Origin of the sequence: Shewanella decolorationis, assembly GCF_004354305.1 — a bacterium.
GTDB classification, from domain to species: Bacteria; Pseudomonadota; Gammaproteobacteria; order Enterobacterales; family Shewanellaceae; genus Shewanella; species Shewanella decolorationis.
In genome coordinates this window covers 3,960,551-3,975,892 of record NZ_CP037898.1, presented here as the reverse complement: position 1 = coordinate 3,975,892, position 15,342 = coordinate 3,960,551, and the positions used below count along the sequence as shown (strand labels likewise).

Genomic DNA, 15,342 nt, shown 5'->3' with positions numbered 1-15,342 from the left:
ACCACAAAAGGATATGAAATGGCACATTTTATTGTCATCGGATTAGGCCGCTTCGGCGTTGCTGTAAGCAGAGAATTGATCCACTTAGGTCATACGGTTACGGGTGTCGACAATGACCACAAAGCTGTTGAAAAATATGTAGAAAGTCTTACTGAAGCGGTGATTTGTGACTGCGCCGATGAGGCGTCGCTGCGGGAACTCGATCTTACCAGTAGTGAAGTCGTGATTGTCGCTATCGGTTTTGATATGCAATCGAGCTTGCTCTGCACCCTAGCACTGAAAAATCTCGGCGTGCAAAATATTTGGGTTAAAGCCAGCAATAAAGCACACCACACCATATTGTCTAAACTCGATGTCGCGCGGATTATTCACCCCGAAGAAGATATGGGGATCCGCGTCGCCCAGTCGCTAAACTACCCTATGGTGAATAACTTTCTCGCCATAGGTGATGGGCTCTATATTGTTGAAATCCATATTAAAGCCCATTTACATCAAGTTACAGTTGGCCAACTGCTAGGTAGCCTACAAGAAAAAAACACCGATGAGCAAACCAACGTACAACGCAGCCCTAAAGGCAAAGTCACACCGCTGATGGTTAAGCGCGGGCAGAGCGTATTTAGCAAGATTGATAGCGACTTTAGCCTGCATACAGAGGATGCTCTATTCCTCTGCGGTAGCCGTGCCGAGTTAAAACAACTCGCACCAAGGTTGGTGTAACGTGGTTCAATGGCATCCTTCGCTCCCCCTAGAGTACACACCGAAAACCAGTAAAAAACTCTTTGGCGCGCCGCCCTTTATCTTAAGTGCAAGCTTTGCTCTGCTAATCTTGGTCGGCACTTGCTTGCTTAAACTGCCCATCGCCACCGAGTCGCCCATTACTTGGCTACAAAGCCTCTTTACCGTGACCTCGGCGGTGACAGTCACAGGGCTTGTGGTCGTCGATACTGGCAGTGTGTTCACGCCCTTTGGCCAAGTGATTATTGCGCTGCTCATTCAATGCGGCGGCCTAGGCTTGATGACCTTTGCCATCGTCACGCTAATAGCGCTGGGCGGTAAGATAGGTTTCTTGCAACAAACGGTGGCGAAAGAAGCGTTTAATCAAACCGATACCTCCACCCTAGTCTCGACCGCTAAGGCCGTGCTGGTGTTTTCACTATTGGTTGAAGCCGTGGGAATGCTGATTTTATCCGTCTATTGGAGCGGCGAGCTTGGCTGGCAAACCAGCCTGTTTCATGGCTTCTTTTATACCATTAGCGCCTTTAATAACGCGGGTTTTGCCCTAAGCCCAGATAGCTTAATCCCCTATGTGGCAGACCCAGTTATCAACCTCACCATCACCGGCTTATTTATTGTGGGTGGCCTTGGCTTTTCGGTTTGGATTGACCTTAAGCGCAATAAACGTTGGTCGAAACTCACCGTCTACAGCCGTATGATGATTACTGGCACCGTACTGATCAATGCCGTGGCCGTGATAGCCATTTACCTGATTGAGTACAACAACCCTAACACCCTCGCGCCCTTAAGCGAACTCGGCAAATGGTTGGCCTCTTGGTTTCAAGCCGTAACCCCGCGCACCGCAGGCTTTAACACCCTACCCATAGACCAACTCGAGGATGGTTCCACCCTATTGATTTTAGTGTTGATGTTTATCGGCGGCGGCTCCCTCAGTACCGCCAGCGGCATTAAAGTCGTGACCTTTATGGTGCTTATTCTCGCCACCTACGGCTATTTACGTCGCGATGAAGCCGTTTATGTGTTTAAGCGCGAAATCCCCAAAGACACCATTAGCAAGGCGCTCGCCCTGACGATGATCTCCATCGGCGTCACTTGGCTGGCAATATTCGCCCTCGTGCTCACCGAAAAAGCCCCGATAATGGATATCGCCTTCGAAGCCGTATCCGCCCTCGGCACCGTCGGGTTATCCCGCGGATTAACAGGTAATTTATCCAGTGCAGGCCAAGGGATTATCATCTTTATGATGTTTATGGGGCGCCTCGGCCCACTAATGTTGGCCTACTTCCTTGCCAACCCAAGGGTAAAAAAGCTGCGCTATGCAGAAACTAAATTAGCAATTGGCTAAGGATTGATTGGTGGCCCAACAAATTTACTGATAATCAGAGAGTTGTAACGCTGAGCCATTGCGATAATCGATTGATGTGAATCCGTCGTGGAAAGATGGGTTCACTAGTTCATTTGGGGGCCCAAAAGAGTGTAAAGCATGGATTTGGTAGGACTGATGAAGAGGGTCAAATTTGGAACTTAGCTCTTTAAACGCTGACTGATAGGCGAGCCATGGCATTTACTCGACAACGCGCAGCAAGTCCAGCACTAAAGATGCGATGAAGACTTGCTTTGTTATACATGTTCATATTTATAACCTATAAATGACTCGGAATCAGACCAAGCCAAATATTCATGTTCGAGTTTTGCAAACTCCAAGAACAGTTTACCAAGGCGATTTATTGCAGCTGGCTCTGCTTGAATGCAAAACTCAATGACCTCTCGGTAAGGTAAATCACGGTTATTACAAAATCTGATTTGAATTGCAGAGCGGCCACGCGAGTTTGTAGTAAACACTTGTAATCGAAAATAATACGCATACCTATCTTCTGGCTTCTCGGAGCCAATTTCATACAGAAATACATCACCACTTTGCCGGGGGAACGTTACTAATCTGTCGCCAATTTCTGTGAGGGCATCAGCATTGTCGTAATATTCAAAACAAGATTTAATGTTCCCATTTGAAACATCCCATACTAGCTGAACGTGATATGGCTCTTCATAAGGAATTCTCTCAATTCTCAGATAATTACTCATAGCTACCTTAATACATAACGCTATTACTAATGGGCGTAAAATGCTCGGCTAAAATTAGCAACGAAGAAGCGCAAGCCAAGCGTTTACGTCCATTTAAGTAACTTGTTAACATTCAACTTCCTCAATAACAAATCGCCCCGTTGATTCTACCCAACTTCCCTCAGGAACTTCTAATTGGTAATTACCTAATTCATTGTCTGATAAAATTGGCAGTAAAGAATTAACCTTAAACAATTTTTCGTTATCTTCGCCTAGCTCATAACTGTCGTACGTTCCAACAACAGTTCTTGCGATAGCTCGATTTCTTTTATCAGACAACTGCCAGTTTGCATGCCAAAATCTTAGATAGGCATATTTCAATTCATTAATAGGGAAGTGACCTTTAAACGAATCAACACTGCCAATAAAGTAGCAAACAATAGTCAGTTCAAAATCAGGGAAGTAAACCTCAGCTTCTCCTTCATTTTCACAACTACATGGTGCAATATTTTTTACTATTACCCGATATCTCATATTGAATATGAGTGCCAAGCTAAGCGCTACAGCACTGCTGCCTCCTTGCTTTAACGCCTTATCAGCCTTGCCAGCCTGAGCATATGCGTTCGATTAACAGTGTGTCGTTTATAACTCCGCGAATTGGATACTTCATTTGTTCGGAAGAAAGTTTGCCAATTCGCGTTTCATTTTCTCCATCCCAAAGCCACCAAGTTTCAACTATGCCAGACAGATTGGGGACACCTGCACGAAAAACGGGGAATGTTTTTAACTCATCTTTGATTGGTAGATTACCAGCAATTCTTACCACTTCTCTATTCACCGCAGCACCAAGTGGAAAGAACGTTGTGAATTGATGCAGTGAATTGGAAAGTTCAGAAATATCATCTACTTTTTCACAAACTTGAAAGACACGTAGCAATGCACCGTATTGTTTGTGCTTATGCGTATATTGAGCATAACCCATTCCATTATCAGGTAACGGAATCTCAACTATGTCACCAATTTTTAGACGTTTACTCATAGCTTCCTTGTATAACTGATGATCAAAGCATGCACCTGGTACGCATCGCTTTGCCATTGCTTGCTATGTGTTTTCTCAAATTATGCAATGTAATAATATTCCTATAGAAAATGCGATTAGAAACAGACCAAAGAGCGAAACTAAAGAATTCCCCCAAAGATAATTTTCAACTTCTTCATGCAATTCAAGCTCATACCTGGGATGTTTTCCGGCCGAGATAAGCCTTAGAGAGTAGTAACCCACAACGTAACATAACTTATAAAAAAACATTTCAACGAAAAGCCAAAAAATACCTCTGGCTATTAGTGAAATAAAGTCTTCCATAATTCACCAAAACACATAGCGCATTAAACTTACCACATATTGGGTCATCTTACTTGTTCATACTCAAAACTACACCGCTTGTCCAGCGGCCACGCCAGATGCCCAGGCCCATTGGAAGTTAAAGCCGCCTAACCAACCACTTACGTCCATCACTTCGCCGATAAAAAACAGGCCGGGGACTTTTATGGCTTCCATGGTTTTGGAGGAGAGTTCATGGGTATCCACGCCACCGAGAGTGACTTCGGCGGTGCGATAGCCTTCGGTTCCATTCATTAACACAGTCCAGCGGTGTAGATCGTCCACCAGCTTGGCGCGCTCTGCATGAACCAGCTGATTTAAGGCTTTGTTGAGTAAAGCCTCATCGAATAACACTTCCACCAGCCGCTTAGGTAACCACTGGCTTAAGGTATTGCGCAGACTCTGTTTAGGATGTGCGGCCAGTTGTTGCTCTAAGGCCTGTACGGCATCCATATTGGGTAATAGATTGATTTCTATGGTTTCACCCGCTTTCCAATAGTTGGAAATCTGCAAAATGGCGGGGCCAGATAAGCCTCTGTGGGTAAAGAGTAAGGCTTCACTAAAGGCAGTGCCATCTTTGGCGGTAATGCGGCTTGGTACGGCTATGCCCGATAGCGGTTCGAAGCGAATTTTATCTTCGCTGTGCCAAGTAAAAGGCACCAGACCCGCGTGAGTTGGCAACACCTTAAGCCCAAACTGCTCGGCCAATTGATAGCCGTAGGGCGTAGCGCCGAGTTTTGGCATAGATAAACCGCCAGTGGCGATCACTAAGGAGTCGCAACTTAACTCGCCATTTGAGGTATTTAGCTCAAAGCGGCCAGCCTCGGTTTTGCTCACCGCCAGAATATCGGTGCGAAGTTTGATACTCACGCCAGCCCACTCACATTCGGTCAGCAGCATAGTGACTATCTCTTTGGCCGAGTCATTGCAGAACAGCTGGCCATGGTCGCGCTCGTGGTATTCAATGCCGTGGCGCTCAACCAGTTCAATAAACAGCTGCGATGGATAACGTGCCAATGCGGATTTGACAAAGTGCGGGTTACCACAGATAAAGTTGGCGGGTTCAACTTTAAGGTTGGTAAAGTTACAACGGCCGCCACCGCTGATAAGGATTTTACGCCCAGCCTGCTTGGCATTATCGAGTACCAGTACATCACGACCTCGGTAACCCGCTGTTGCAGCACACATTAATCCTGCGGCGCCGGCTCCGATAATAATTACATCATGATGTTTCACACTTATACTCCAGTCGATAAATTGATTTGGCTATTGCCTATTCCCCATTTAGTTCAAAGGCTTAGCGCGGTGTAGGTCTTTGATATTGGGATAGATATTCCGCATTCAGCATCTAGCCTTAATGGATACAGTCAATGCAGACTGCTGCGAGTACATTAAGGCGATAGCAATCGGACATAAATCCCCTCTTTCACTATCTGACCTCCAGGGATGGAGGAAATGCCCTTGATGTAGGGAACATCATGGGCCATGGCGATCGGGGATACTTCTTGCACCAGAAGTCCACGTATAAAAAAGGGCGCTATTTTAGCACCCTTTATTTTATTCAGCATCATCACGGCTAGCGCTTTATTGCGCTGGCGTTTCTGATTTCTTTTCTCTGCTGAGCAGTTCTTTGGCGGCATCCAAGGGCGCTTTGCCTTGGTATAACACTTGGTAGATTTGCTCGGTGATCGGCATTTCGACGCCCATGCGTTTCGCCAGAGTAAACACTTCTTTAGTATTGCGATAACCTTCAACCACTTGGCCAATTTCGGCTTGGGCGGTATCCACATCGCAGCCTTTACCTAAGGCTAAACCAAAGCGGCGGTTACGGGATTGGTTGTCGGTACAAGTCAACACTAGGTCGCCTAACCCAGCCATACCCATAAAGGTGGCAGTGCTGGCGCCTAAGGCTTCGCCTAAACGGGTTAACTCGACTAAACCACGGGTGATTAACGCCGTTCTGGCGTTGGCACCAAAGCCAATACCGTCGGACATGCCCGCGCCAATGGCGATAACGTTCTTCACCGCGCCGCCTAATTGCAGGCCGATAAAGTCGTCGTTAGCGTAAACACGTAAGCGTTTAGGGCTGTGCAGCAATTCCACTAGCTCAGCGGTAAATTTCGGACAGGTGCCCGCAACCGAAATCGCCGTAGGTAACCCCATGGCTAATTCCTTCGCGAACGTCGGTCCTGACAATACCGCCAGCGGATATTGCTCGCCTAACACATCACGGGCCACATCTTGCAGCAAACGTCCGGTTTCAGGCTCAAGTCCTTTGGTCGCCCATACGATGCGAGCATCTTGGCGTAACAAAGGTTTTGCTTGGGCCAATACAGAGCCAAACACATGGCTAGGTACCACAACCAGCACATTATTGCTGGCCGCTAAGGCTTTGGCTAAGTCGGCTTCGATATGTAAACACTCGGGGAAGGCAATACCAGGCAGGAATGCTTGGTTGCATTTGTCCTGAGCGAGCGTTTGCATATGGGCAGGATCGTGCCCCCACAACAAGGTCTTATGACCATTGCTGGCTAAAGAGATGGCAAGGGCGGTGCCATAAGAGCCCGCCCCTAACACCGTGATATCGGCAGAGTTTTTCATGTAATTAAGCGTTAGCTTCTTCGGCTGCTGGTGCAGCTGCTGCGGCTTGACGTTGTTGCACGTATTGTGCGAACAGAGCGTCGAAGTTTACTGGTGCTAAGTTCAGTTGTGGGAAAGTACCACGACCCACTAAGCTACCTACAGCTTCACGCGCATATGGGAATAGGATGTTAGGGCAGTATGCACCTAATGAGTGAGCCAGTTGTGGCTCAGTCAGACCTGCGATTGAGAAGATACCCGCTTGTTGTACTTCACACAGGAATGCAGTTTCGCCAGCGTTTTGTGCTGTCACAGTCAAAGACAGAACTACTTCGTATACGTCGTCGGCTAATTTAGCGCTGCGAGTGTCTAAATCTAACTTAACTTCTGGATTCCATTCTTTTTGGAATACAGCTGGGCTGTTAGGTGTTTCGAAAGAAACATCTTTGGTGTAAACACGTTGGATGTTGAATTGTGGGGCTTGTTGTTCGTTGTTTGCTACTTCAGCCATAATTTCCTACCTATCCTATCAATGTTATGCCAACGCTTATCCGGCTGGCTTTTTGTCTATTTCGCTCGGGCTTGTGCTTTGATGCCTGTATGAGATCTCAGTACCATCCCAACGTTCCCTTAACGGGGTACTTTTGAAGTCAATCTAAATACTTAATTTAAGCCCTTAGTGACCACAGGATTAGTATGCCAAACAATGATGACGCTACGGCTGCATAAATCAATTAACTATGCAGCACTGCGCATAACTGCCGCCGACAACTTATCTTTTGCTTTTTGAAACAGGCATATTCGCTGCCTGCCATTCACCCATACCACCTTTCAAGTTATATAGGTTTTCAAAACCTTGTTTACTTAAAAGCTGAGCCGCTTGAGACGAGGTCATGCCAGCATTGCATACCAGTATAATGGGACTGCCTTTGAACTTTTCAAGGGCAGAAACCTGATTATTTTTGATATCCGCGAGCGTAACGTTAACTGCATCAACAATATGGCCTTTACGGAACTCGTCATTTGAACGCACATCCACAACTTTAGCGTCTTGTCGGTTCACCATAATAGTGAGTTCTTGATGAGTGACATTTTTGATTTTTGAAAAGCTCGATTTGATCACACTGACCACAAGCATTACAAACAAACCCACCCAAGCCAGACTTAGCAGAGTGTGAGCCTTAAAAAATTCGATATATTCTTGCATGGTTACAGCCCGTATAAATGGCGAAAAATTCGATAAGGGCACAGAGTATACCCATTGCCTTGGCAGATTGCAGCAGTTTAGTCACAGTTCTAGAACACAGCTCAGCCCTTGCGCCATCTCGCTTCTCTTGGCGCTCACAGAATCGGCTCAAATAGCGATTCGATAGCCTTAATCTAGGTAAAGCGCTTTTTCGTACCCCGCTTACGTAGTAATATTTAACCAATTTCAGATTTCTTTAGCTTCCTTAAACTTTAAAGGTATCACCATGACGACAACTAAACGTCCAATCGCGTTGTTGATCCTCGATGGCTGGGGTTACCGTGAAAACACGCATATGAATGCGGTTTACCACGCTAACACACCAGTGCTCGACCGTCTCAACGCCCAATATGCCCACAGTTTAATTTCAGGTTCAGGCTTAGATGTAGGCTTGCCCGATGGGCAGATGGGGAACTCTGAAGTAGGCCATATCAACTTAGGTTCTGGCCGAATCGTTTACCAAGAGCTGACCCGCATCAGCAAAGCAATTGCAGATCATGAGTTTGAACAAAACCCAGCCCTTTGTGATGCCGTCGATGCGGCCATCAAAGCCGGTGGTGCAGTGCACATTATGGGTCTGCTTTCTCCCGGTGGCGTACATAGCCATGAAGAACATATCGAAGCAATGTGTCGTATGGCAGTAGCGCGCGGTGCTACTAAAGTGTATTTACATGCCTTCTTAGACGGTCGCGATACCCCACCTCGCAGCGCCAAAGGCAGCCTAAGCCACTTTGATGATCTGTTTACTACATTGGGCCATGGCCGTATCGCCTCGATTATTGGTCGTTACTTTGCTATGGACCGCGATAACCGTTGGGACCGCGTGTCTCAGGCTTACGATCTTATCACTCAAGGCAAGGCGAAGTTCCAATACGATAACGCCGTGACCGCGTTAGAAGCCGCTTATGGCCGTGATGAAAACGATGAGTTTGTGTCGTCTTCTGCCATTACCGACAGTGAAGGAAAGGTTGCCAGCTTGAACGATGGCGACGCGCTGATTTTCATGAACTTCCGCGCCGACCGTGCTCGTCAAATCACCCGCAGCTTTATCAATGCCGATTTCGACGGTTTTGAACGTGCGGTGACGCCAAAGGTTAACTTTGTAACGCTGACCGAATACGCGGCCGATATCAAAGCGCCTATCGCTTATCCTTCTGAAAACCTAGTGAATACCTTAGGTGAAGTGCTACAAAACCGTGGCCGTACTCAGTTACGTATCTCCGAAACTGAAAAATACGCCCATGTGACCTTCTTCTTCAACGGCGGTAAGGAAGAGCCATTCAACGGTGAAGATCGCATCCTGATCAACTCACCTAAAGTGGCAACCTACGACTTACAACCCGAGATGAGCTCAACCGAGTTGACGGATAAGTTAGTCGCGGCGATTGAATCCGCCAAATACGATGTGATTATCTGTAACTACCCTAACGGTGATATGGTGGGTCATACTGGCAACTTCGATGCGGCGGTTAAAGCCTGCGAAGCTGTTGATGCCTGTATCGGCCGCGTAGTTGATGCACTGGCGAAAGTAGGCGGCGAATGTATTATTACCGCTGACCACGGCAACGCCGAGCAGATGACCGACGAGACCACTGGCCAAGCCCATACGGCGCATACCAGTGAACTTGTACCCTTTGTGTTTGTTGGCCGTGACGCCACCATAGATGAAGGCGGTAAACTGAGCGATGTCGCCCCAACGATTCTGCACCTGATGGGTGAAACCATTCCCGCAGAGATGACGGGTAAGCCCTTAATCCACGTAAAAGAGTAGTTGTTACCTAGTGAGCACTCGACTCCCCGTTAAAGCCAGCATTATTGCTGGCTTTATGATGTTATCTTTCTCGGTCTACGCTTCTGATTTGGAGAAGCGTCAGTCCGAGTTGAAATCCATCCAAGCGCAGATAAACCAACAACAAAGCGCGCTCAAAAACACCAGTAAACAGCGAGAAAAGTTACTCGCTCTGCTGCGTAGCGATGAAGAAGCGATTGCGGCGGCAGCCAAAAAGGTCAATAGCACCAAAAACAGTTTGGCGCAGATTGATACTAAGCTCGCCGAACTCAAACAACGCCAAGAAGAGTTAGAAACCCTCAAGGTCAGCCAGCAAAAAACGCTCTCAAAACAACTCTCGAGCGCCTATCTTGCCGGTAACCACGATTACACTAAGATGATGCTGAATCAGCAGAGTCCCGCCACGATTGAGCGGATGTTGGCCTATTACCAATATCTCAACACGGCACGCATGAACTCGATTAACGAGTTAAAGAAAACCATCACCGAACTAGATGAAATTAAAGTCTCGCAAACCAGCAAGCAAAAACAATTAACTAAGCTGATGGCCGAGCAACAAGTGCAATCTAAGCGCTTGAACCAAGAACAAGATCAACGCCAGCTCACCCTAAAAGAATTACAGCGCACCCTGAACACCAAAGGCGCCGAACTCGAACAACTGCAAATTGAAGAGGCCAGCTTAAAACGAGTGGTTGAGCAAGCGCTCAAGGCGATGCGTGATAACCCCTCAATGGAAGGCTTCGATAAACAAGGCGGCAAACTCAAGTGGCCGACTAAAGGTCGCGTCAGTGCCAGCTTTGGCAGCCCGAGATCCGGCCAAGTGGTGTGGAAAGGCACTATGCTCTCAGCACCCGAAGGGCAAAATATTCGCGCAGTTTCTGGCGGTAAGGTCATCTATGCCGACTGGCTTAAAGGCTTTGGTATGGTGATGGTGATAGACCATGGTAAAGGTTATATGAGCCTCTACGGCCATGCACAGGCCCTGTTAAAAAGCCCTGGGGACATGGTCAAAACCGGTGAAGCGATTGCTTTAGTCGGACGATCGGGTGGACAGACTGAGCCTGGCCTATACTTTGAAATAAGGTATAAGGGGCAAGCGGTCGATCCAGCCAAGTACTGCCGTTAATCAGTACTGTTGCTAAGGTGGCCGTCCCCATCATCACAGGGGACGGCTATGAAACAACTAATCCGCAATATCGTCTGCCTCGGACTCGGCCTCAGCCTAGGCCTGTCCATTAGCCTCTCCAGCCAAGAGAATGCCAAGTCATATCAGAGTGACTTCGACTACCCGCTATTGCAGGATGTATTAGAAACGGTCGAAACCTATTACGTTAAAACCGTTTCCAAAGATGAGCTAGTGCAAGCCGCCATTAAAGGGATTTTTGAGCATTTAGATCCCTATTCCAGCTTTTTAAATCACCAAGAGTTACTCGACTTAAAAGACTCCAATCGCGGCGAATACTTCGGCTTTGGTTTTGAAGTCGCCAGCGATAAAGACCATATCAGCATTATCGCGCCCTTCGCCAACTCCCCCGCCGAACAGGCTGGGATCCGGGCGGGCGATATCATTATCAAGCTGAATAACACGCCAACGACCGAAACCAATCTTGCGGATATCCTCAATCAAATCAAACAACATAGTCTGAGTAATCAGAGTATTCGTCTCACCCTGAAGCACCATAATGATGACGCTCTGTTCGAGGTATCACTCAAACCTAGCACTATCACCATTCAATCTGTCACTAGCAAATTGCTGGATGGCAATATCGGCTACATTAGGCTCAGTAGCTTCCAAGAGAACTCCACCGAGGATATGGTGCGCAGTTTAAGCCAGTGGCAAAACGCGCATCTCACAGGCTTAATATTAGACCTACGCAATAATCCCGGCGGCTTGCTGGATCAGGCAATAAAAATTGCTGACCTCTTTTTAGCGAAGGGCCGAATCGTCTCGACCTCTGGCCGTTTCTTCGATGCCAATTCCGACTATTACGCCTCACCGCAAACCATGTTGACCAATGTGCCTATTTTAGTGCTGATCAACAAAGGCTCGGCCTCCGCCTCCGAAGTCCTCGCCGCCGCCCTGCAGGAAAATGGCCGCGCCAAACTACTCGGCGAAACAAGCTTTGGCAAAGGCACAGTGCAAAGTCTTATCCCCATACTGAACGACGGCAATGCCATCAAGCTCACCATCGCCCAGTACAACACGCCCAGAGGGGAAAACATTCACAATATCGGCATAGTGCCCGACATTAAAGTTGCGACCGAAACTGGCTCCAATCAAAAGAATATGGCTATAATCGACGCCATCTCAGCACGAACCGATGTCAGCCAAGACAGCCTAGTCACCTCGGCAATCGCTTGGATGCAACATCATGACTAATAAGAAGAAATAGTGCGTTTATTTTACATATTGACCCTTTGGGCCCTGTGCATTGCGCCAAGCAATGCGGCTCAAATCGCCCTAATCATCGATGATATTGGCTACCGCCACACCGACGAAGCTGTGCTGTCACTTCCCAGCGCAGTCACCTTGTCGGTGCTGCCACACACACCGCTCAGCAGTAAATTAGCTAAAGCCGCGCATGCCAAAGGCCATGAGATTATGCTGCACTTACCCATGCAGGCACTCAATGGTAAAGCCTTAGGTGTTGGTGGTTTAACGAATAATATGAGTGAAGCACAGATCCGTAGCAGTGTACTTGCAGCCATCGCCAGTGTGCCCTTTGCTAAAGGCGCCAACAATCATATGGGAAGTCTGCTGACGCAGCTCGATGATCCTATGCTATGGGTGATGGAAACGCTAAAGCAGAAGCAGCTCTACTTTGTCGATAGTATGACAACCAAGTTCACTAAGGCAGGAGATAAGGCAGATTCGCTCGGCGTGCCACTGTTACGACGCCAACTCTTTCTCGATAATGACGTCAGTGCTGCAGCGCTGGAAAAACAGTTTAATTTGATGATAAGTCAGGCTCACTCGCAAGGCAGTCTAGTGGCTATCGCCCATCCTTACCCCGAAACCATTCACTTCTTAAAAACGAACTTAGCGCGCCTAAAGGCGCAAGGCATTGAGCTAGTGCCGACATCAAACTTGCTGCCCATCGAACTAGCCCATGAGAAAGGCGCTAATCCAGCTGTAAGACAGAAATAGTCATATCTGGCAGCAGTGCCAGCAGCTCATTTCGATTACTCACAATGTCCTGCAGGCTGTATTGATCGAGCACGTTTAAATACGCCTCAACGGCTTGGGCTAACACGCCCTTCAACTGACAGGCAGGAGTGAAACGACAGTAAGGTTTGCTGCAATCAATCGGAGCCAGTGAGTTCTCTAACGCACGAATAAGCTTTCCAAGATTAATTTCGCTCGCTGGTTTACCTAAACGAAATCCGCCCATTTTGCCGCGTATGGTTTCCAGATAACCCAACTTGCCTAAGTGGTGCACAATCTTCGAGACATGATTTGGCGACAAATCGAAGACCTCGGTAATCTCCGCGATCCTAAAAAGGGTTGTTCTATCGGGCTGAACCGCCAGATACATCAGCGTGCGAACACCAAAGTCGGTATAGCGTGTTAACTGCATAATTCACCTGTCAGCAATAAACTATTGAGATGTTTGAGATTCAAGGTTTGTGATCAACCAGAGCGCCTCTTCGTTTGAATCCCCACAGACATCTAAAGACGCTTCAAAATCACTACAAACCGCAGGACGATCAGGCGAGCCGAAAATCAAACATAAATTGTCATCACTGAGCTGCACACAGCGCTCTCCAGCCGCCTTACCATTTGGCATACCAGGGATCCCACTGCTGATTGAAGGTGCAATACAGCAAGCACCGCAACCTAGACGACAATTCATTTTATTACTCATAAAAGTTGGTAGACATTATAACGTTTAATTGATGTGAAGGCAGAAGCACAGTTCAATACTGCCAAGTGGCGCACAACCGCATTCCCACAAATGAAAAACTCACCAGTCTCACCATAAAAATGAGCAGTTTATCATAAACAAATCGCTAAGCTCTTTTAATCAAACCAAGCAGGTAACAACTCGCCAAAAGTAAGCCGTTATCCGTGGTATTTCAGCCAACGAATTCGTTGTAAGCGGAAATAGACAAAACGGCATAACGAAAAAAGCCTCTGCATTGCTGCAGAGGCTTATCTCTTAATGTTGGCGGAGCGGACGGGACTCGAACCCGCGACCCCCGGCGTGACAGGCCGGTATTCTAACCAACTGAACTACCGCTCCAACTCTGTCTGGTCATTGACCAAATTAGGCGCTTGGCGATGACCTACTCTCACATGGGGAGACCCCACACTACCATCGGCGCGATTGCGTTTCACTTCTGAGTTCGGGATGGGATCAGGTGGGACCACAATGCTATTGTCACCAAGCAAATTTGTTATTCACTACCCGTCTTATTGTCGCAGGCAGTAAATTAAATTCGGAAAGCTGGTTTGAGTTACACTTCTTAAGTGTTTGTATTCAAGCTAAGTACTGTACGACCTCCAGGGAAGGAGGAAGTACTGGAAAATGTCTGGAACATTTTCAGTAAAACCCATCTGGGTTGTATGGTTAAGCCTCTCGAGTCATTAGTATCAGTTAGCTCAACGCCTCACAACGCTTACACACCTGACCTATCAACGTCCTAGTCTCGAACGGCTCTTTAGTGGACTTAAAGTCCAAGGGATGACTCATCTTGGGGCTCGCTTCCCGCTTAGATGCTTTCAGCGGTTATCGATTCCGAACATAGCTACCGGGCAATGCCATTGGCATGACAACCCGAACACCAGCGGTTCGTTCACTCCGGTCCTCTCGTACTAGGAGCAACTCCCCTCAATCATCCAACGCCCACGGCAGATAGGGACCGAACTGTCTCACGACGTTCTGAACCCAGCTCGCGTACCACTTTAAATGGCGAACAGCCATACCCTTGGGACCGACTTCAGCCCCAGGATGTGATGAGCCGACATCGAGGTGCCAAACACCGCCGTCGATATGAACTCTTGGGCGGTATCAGCCTGTTATCCCCGGAGTACCTTTTATCCGTTGAGCGATGGCCCTTCCATTCAGAACCACCGGATCACTATGACCTACTTTCGTACCTGCTCGACGTGTCTGTCTCGCAGTTAAGCTGGCTTATGCCATTGCACTAACCGTACGATGTCCGACCGTACTTAGCCAACCTTCGTGCTCCTCCGTTACTCTTTGGGAGGAGACCGCCCCAGTCAAACTACCCACCAGGCACTGTCCTTAACCCCGATTAGGGGCCCAAGTTAGAACATCAACACTACAAGGGTGGTATTTCAAGGACGACTCCACGAGAACTAGCGTTCCCGCTTCAAAGTCTCCCACCTATCCTACACATGTAGGGTCAATGTTCAGTGCCAAGCTATAGTAAAGGTTCACGGGGTCTTTCCGTCTAGCCGCGGGTATACGGCATCTTCACCGCAATTTCAACTTCACTGAGTCTCGGCTGGAGACAGCGTGGCCATCATTACGCCATTCGTGCAGGTCGGAACTTACCCGACAAGGAATTTCGCTACCTTAGGAC

The 15,342-nt window shown here is 47.7% G+C and carries 15 protein-coding genes, 1 tRNA gene, 1 rRNA gene and 1 other annotated feature; of the genes, 6 read left to right on the top strand and 11 right to left on the bottom strand.

What is annotated here, in order from left to right:
- Positions 1–18 precede the first annotated feature (18 nt).
- Both EYR25_RS17750 and EYR25_RS17745 read left to right on the top strand, forming a co-directional pair.
- Positions 19–717, top strand: a complete 699-nt coding sequence (locus EYR25_RS17750) for a potassium channel family protein (protein WP_133181886.1) — start codon at positions 19–21, stop codon at positions 715–717.
- Between the two features lies 1 nt (position 718).
- Positions 719–2,080: a TrkH family potassium uptake protein gene (locus EYR25_RS17745; RefSeq protein ID WP_133181883.1), complete on the top strand. Its 1,362-nt coding sequence runs from the start codon at positions 719–721 to the stop codon at positions 2,078–2,080.
- A 275-nt stretch (positions 2,081–2,355) separates the two neighbouring features.
- Here EYR25_RS17745 and EYR25_RS17740 read toward each other — a convergent pair whose 3' ends face one another.
- The 7 genes from EYR25_RS17740 to EYR25_RS17710 form a co-directional block, all read right to left on the bottom strand.
- Positions 2,356–2,817, bottom strand: a complete 462-nt coding sequence (locus tag EYR25_RS17740) for a hypothetical protein (protein ID WP_133181881.1) — start codon at positions 2,815–2,817, stop codon at positions 2,356–2,358.
- A 105-nt stretch (positions 2,818–2,922) separates the two neighbouring features.
- Positions 2,923–3,330 carry an SH3 domain-containing protein gene (locus tag EYR25_RS17735; RefSeq protein WP_133181879.1) on the bottom strand — a complete coding sequence of 136 codons (408 nt, stop codon included), beginning with the start codon at positions 3,328–3,330 and terminating at the stop codon, positions 2,923–2,925.
- 61 nt (positions 3,331–3,391) lie between these two features.
- On the bottom strand, positions 3,392–3,835 hold the full coding sequence (locus tag EYR25_RS17730; protein WP_133181877.1) for a hypothetical protein: 444 nt from the start codon (positions 3,833–3,835) through the stop codon (positions 3,392–3,394).
- 393 nt (positions 3,836–4,228) lie between these two features.
- Positions 4,229–5,413 (bottom strand): BaiN/RdsA family NAD(P)/FAD-dependent oxidoreductase, encoded by a 1,185-nt coding sequence (locus EYR25_RS17725; protein ID WP_133181875.1) that lies wholly within the window; start codon positions 5,411–5,413, stop codon positions 4,229–4,231.
- A gap of 348 nt (positions 5,414–5,761) precedes the next feature.
- A complete protein-coding gene (gene gpsA, locus EYR25_RS17720) occupies positions 5,762–6,778 on the bottom strand; it encodes an NAD(P)H-dependent glycerol-3-phosphate dehydrogenase (RefSeq protein WP_011620883.1) in 1,017 nt (338 codons plus the stop codon).
- A 4-nt stretch (positions 6,779–6,782) separates the two neighbouring features.
- Complete coding sequence (secB, locus tag EYR25_RS17715) at positions 6,783–7,268, bottom strand: protein-export chaperone SecB (protein WP_011620882.1); 486 nt, start codon at positions 7,266–7,268, stop codon at positions 6,783–6,785.
- A gap of 261 nt (positions 7,269–7,529) precedes the next feature.
- Complete coding sequence (locus EYR25_RS17710) at positions 7,530–7,964, bottom strand: rhodanese-like domain-containing protein (protein ID WP_011624694.1); 435 nt, start codon at positions 7,962–7,964, stop codon at positions 7,530–7,532.
- 265 nt (positions 7,965–8,229) lie between these two features.
- Between EYR25_RS17710 and gpmM the strand changes: the two genes are divergently transcribed.
- Genes gpmM through EYR25_RS17690 form a run of 4 tightly spaced genes read left to right on the top strand, consistent with a single transcriptional unit; the run spans position 8,230 to position 12,940 of the window.
- Positions 8,230–9,774, top strand: a complete 1,545-nt coding sequence (gpmM, locus tag EYR25_RS17705) for a 2,3-bisphosphoglycerate-independent phosphoglycerate mutase (protein WP_133181872.1) — start codon at positions 8,230–8,232, stop codon at positions 9,772–9,774.
- A 10-nt stretch (positions 9,775–9,784) separates the two neighbouring features.
- Positions 9,785–10,918 (top strand): murein hydrolase activator EnvC family protein, encoded by a 1,134-nt coding sequence (locus EYR25_RS17700; RefSeq protein WP_133181870.1) that lies wholly within the window; start codon positions 9,785–9,787, stop codon positions 10,916–10,918.
- A gap of 48 nt (positions 10,919–10,966) precedes the next feature.
- Positions 10,967–12,172 carry a S41 family peptidase gene (locus EYR25_RS17695; RefSeq protein ID WP_133181868.1) on the top strand — a complete coding sequence of 402 codons (1,206 nt, stop codon included), beginning with the start codon at positions 10,967–10,969 and terminating at the stop codon, positions 12,170–12,172.
- Between the two features lie 12 nt (positions 12,173–12,184).
- Entirely contained in the window at positions 12,185–12,940 is a 756-nt protein-coding gene (locus EYR25_RS17690; protein ID WP_133181866.1) for a divergent polysaccharide deacetylase family protein, read from the top strand.
- On the opposite strand, the gene EYR25_RS17685 is transcribed toward EYR25_RS17690, so the two are convergent.
- From EYR25_RS17685 to rrf, 4 genes are all read right to left on the bottom strand, one after another.
- Positions 12,915–13,370, bottom strand: coding sequence for an Rrf2 family transcriptional regulator (locus tag EYR25_RS17685; protein WP_023265937.1), 456 nt, complete (start codon positions 13,368–13,370; stop codon positions 12,915–12,917). The two genes, EYR25_RS17690 and EYR25_RS17685, sit on opposite strands and share 26 nt — an antisense overlap.
- Positions 13,371–13,391: 21 nt before the next feature.
- Positions 13,392–13,646, bottom strand: a complete 255-nt coding sequence (locus EYR25_RS17680; protein WP_011624688.1) for a YkgJ family cysteine cluster protein — start codon at positions 13,644–13,646, stop codon at positions 13,392–13,394.
- 313 nt (positions 13,647–13,959) lie between these two features.
- A tRNA-Asp gene (locus EYR25_RS17675) sits at positions 13,960–14,036 on the bottom strand.
- A 30-nt stretch (positions 14,037–14,066) separates the two neighbouring features.
- Positions 14,067–14,182: ribosomal RNA gene (rrf, locus tag EYR25_RS17670) — 5S ribosomal RNA — on the bottom strand.
- A gap of 190 nt (positions 14,183–14,372) precedes the next feature.
- Positions 14,373–15,245 (bottom strand) — a sequence feature (23S ribosomal RNA rRNA prediction is too short).
- Positions 15,246–15,342: the final 97 nt, after the last annotated feature.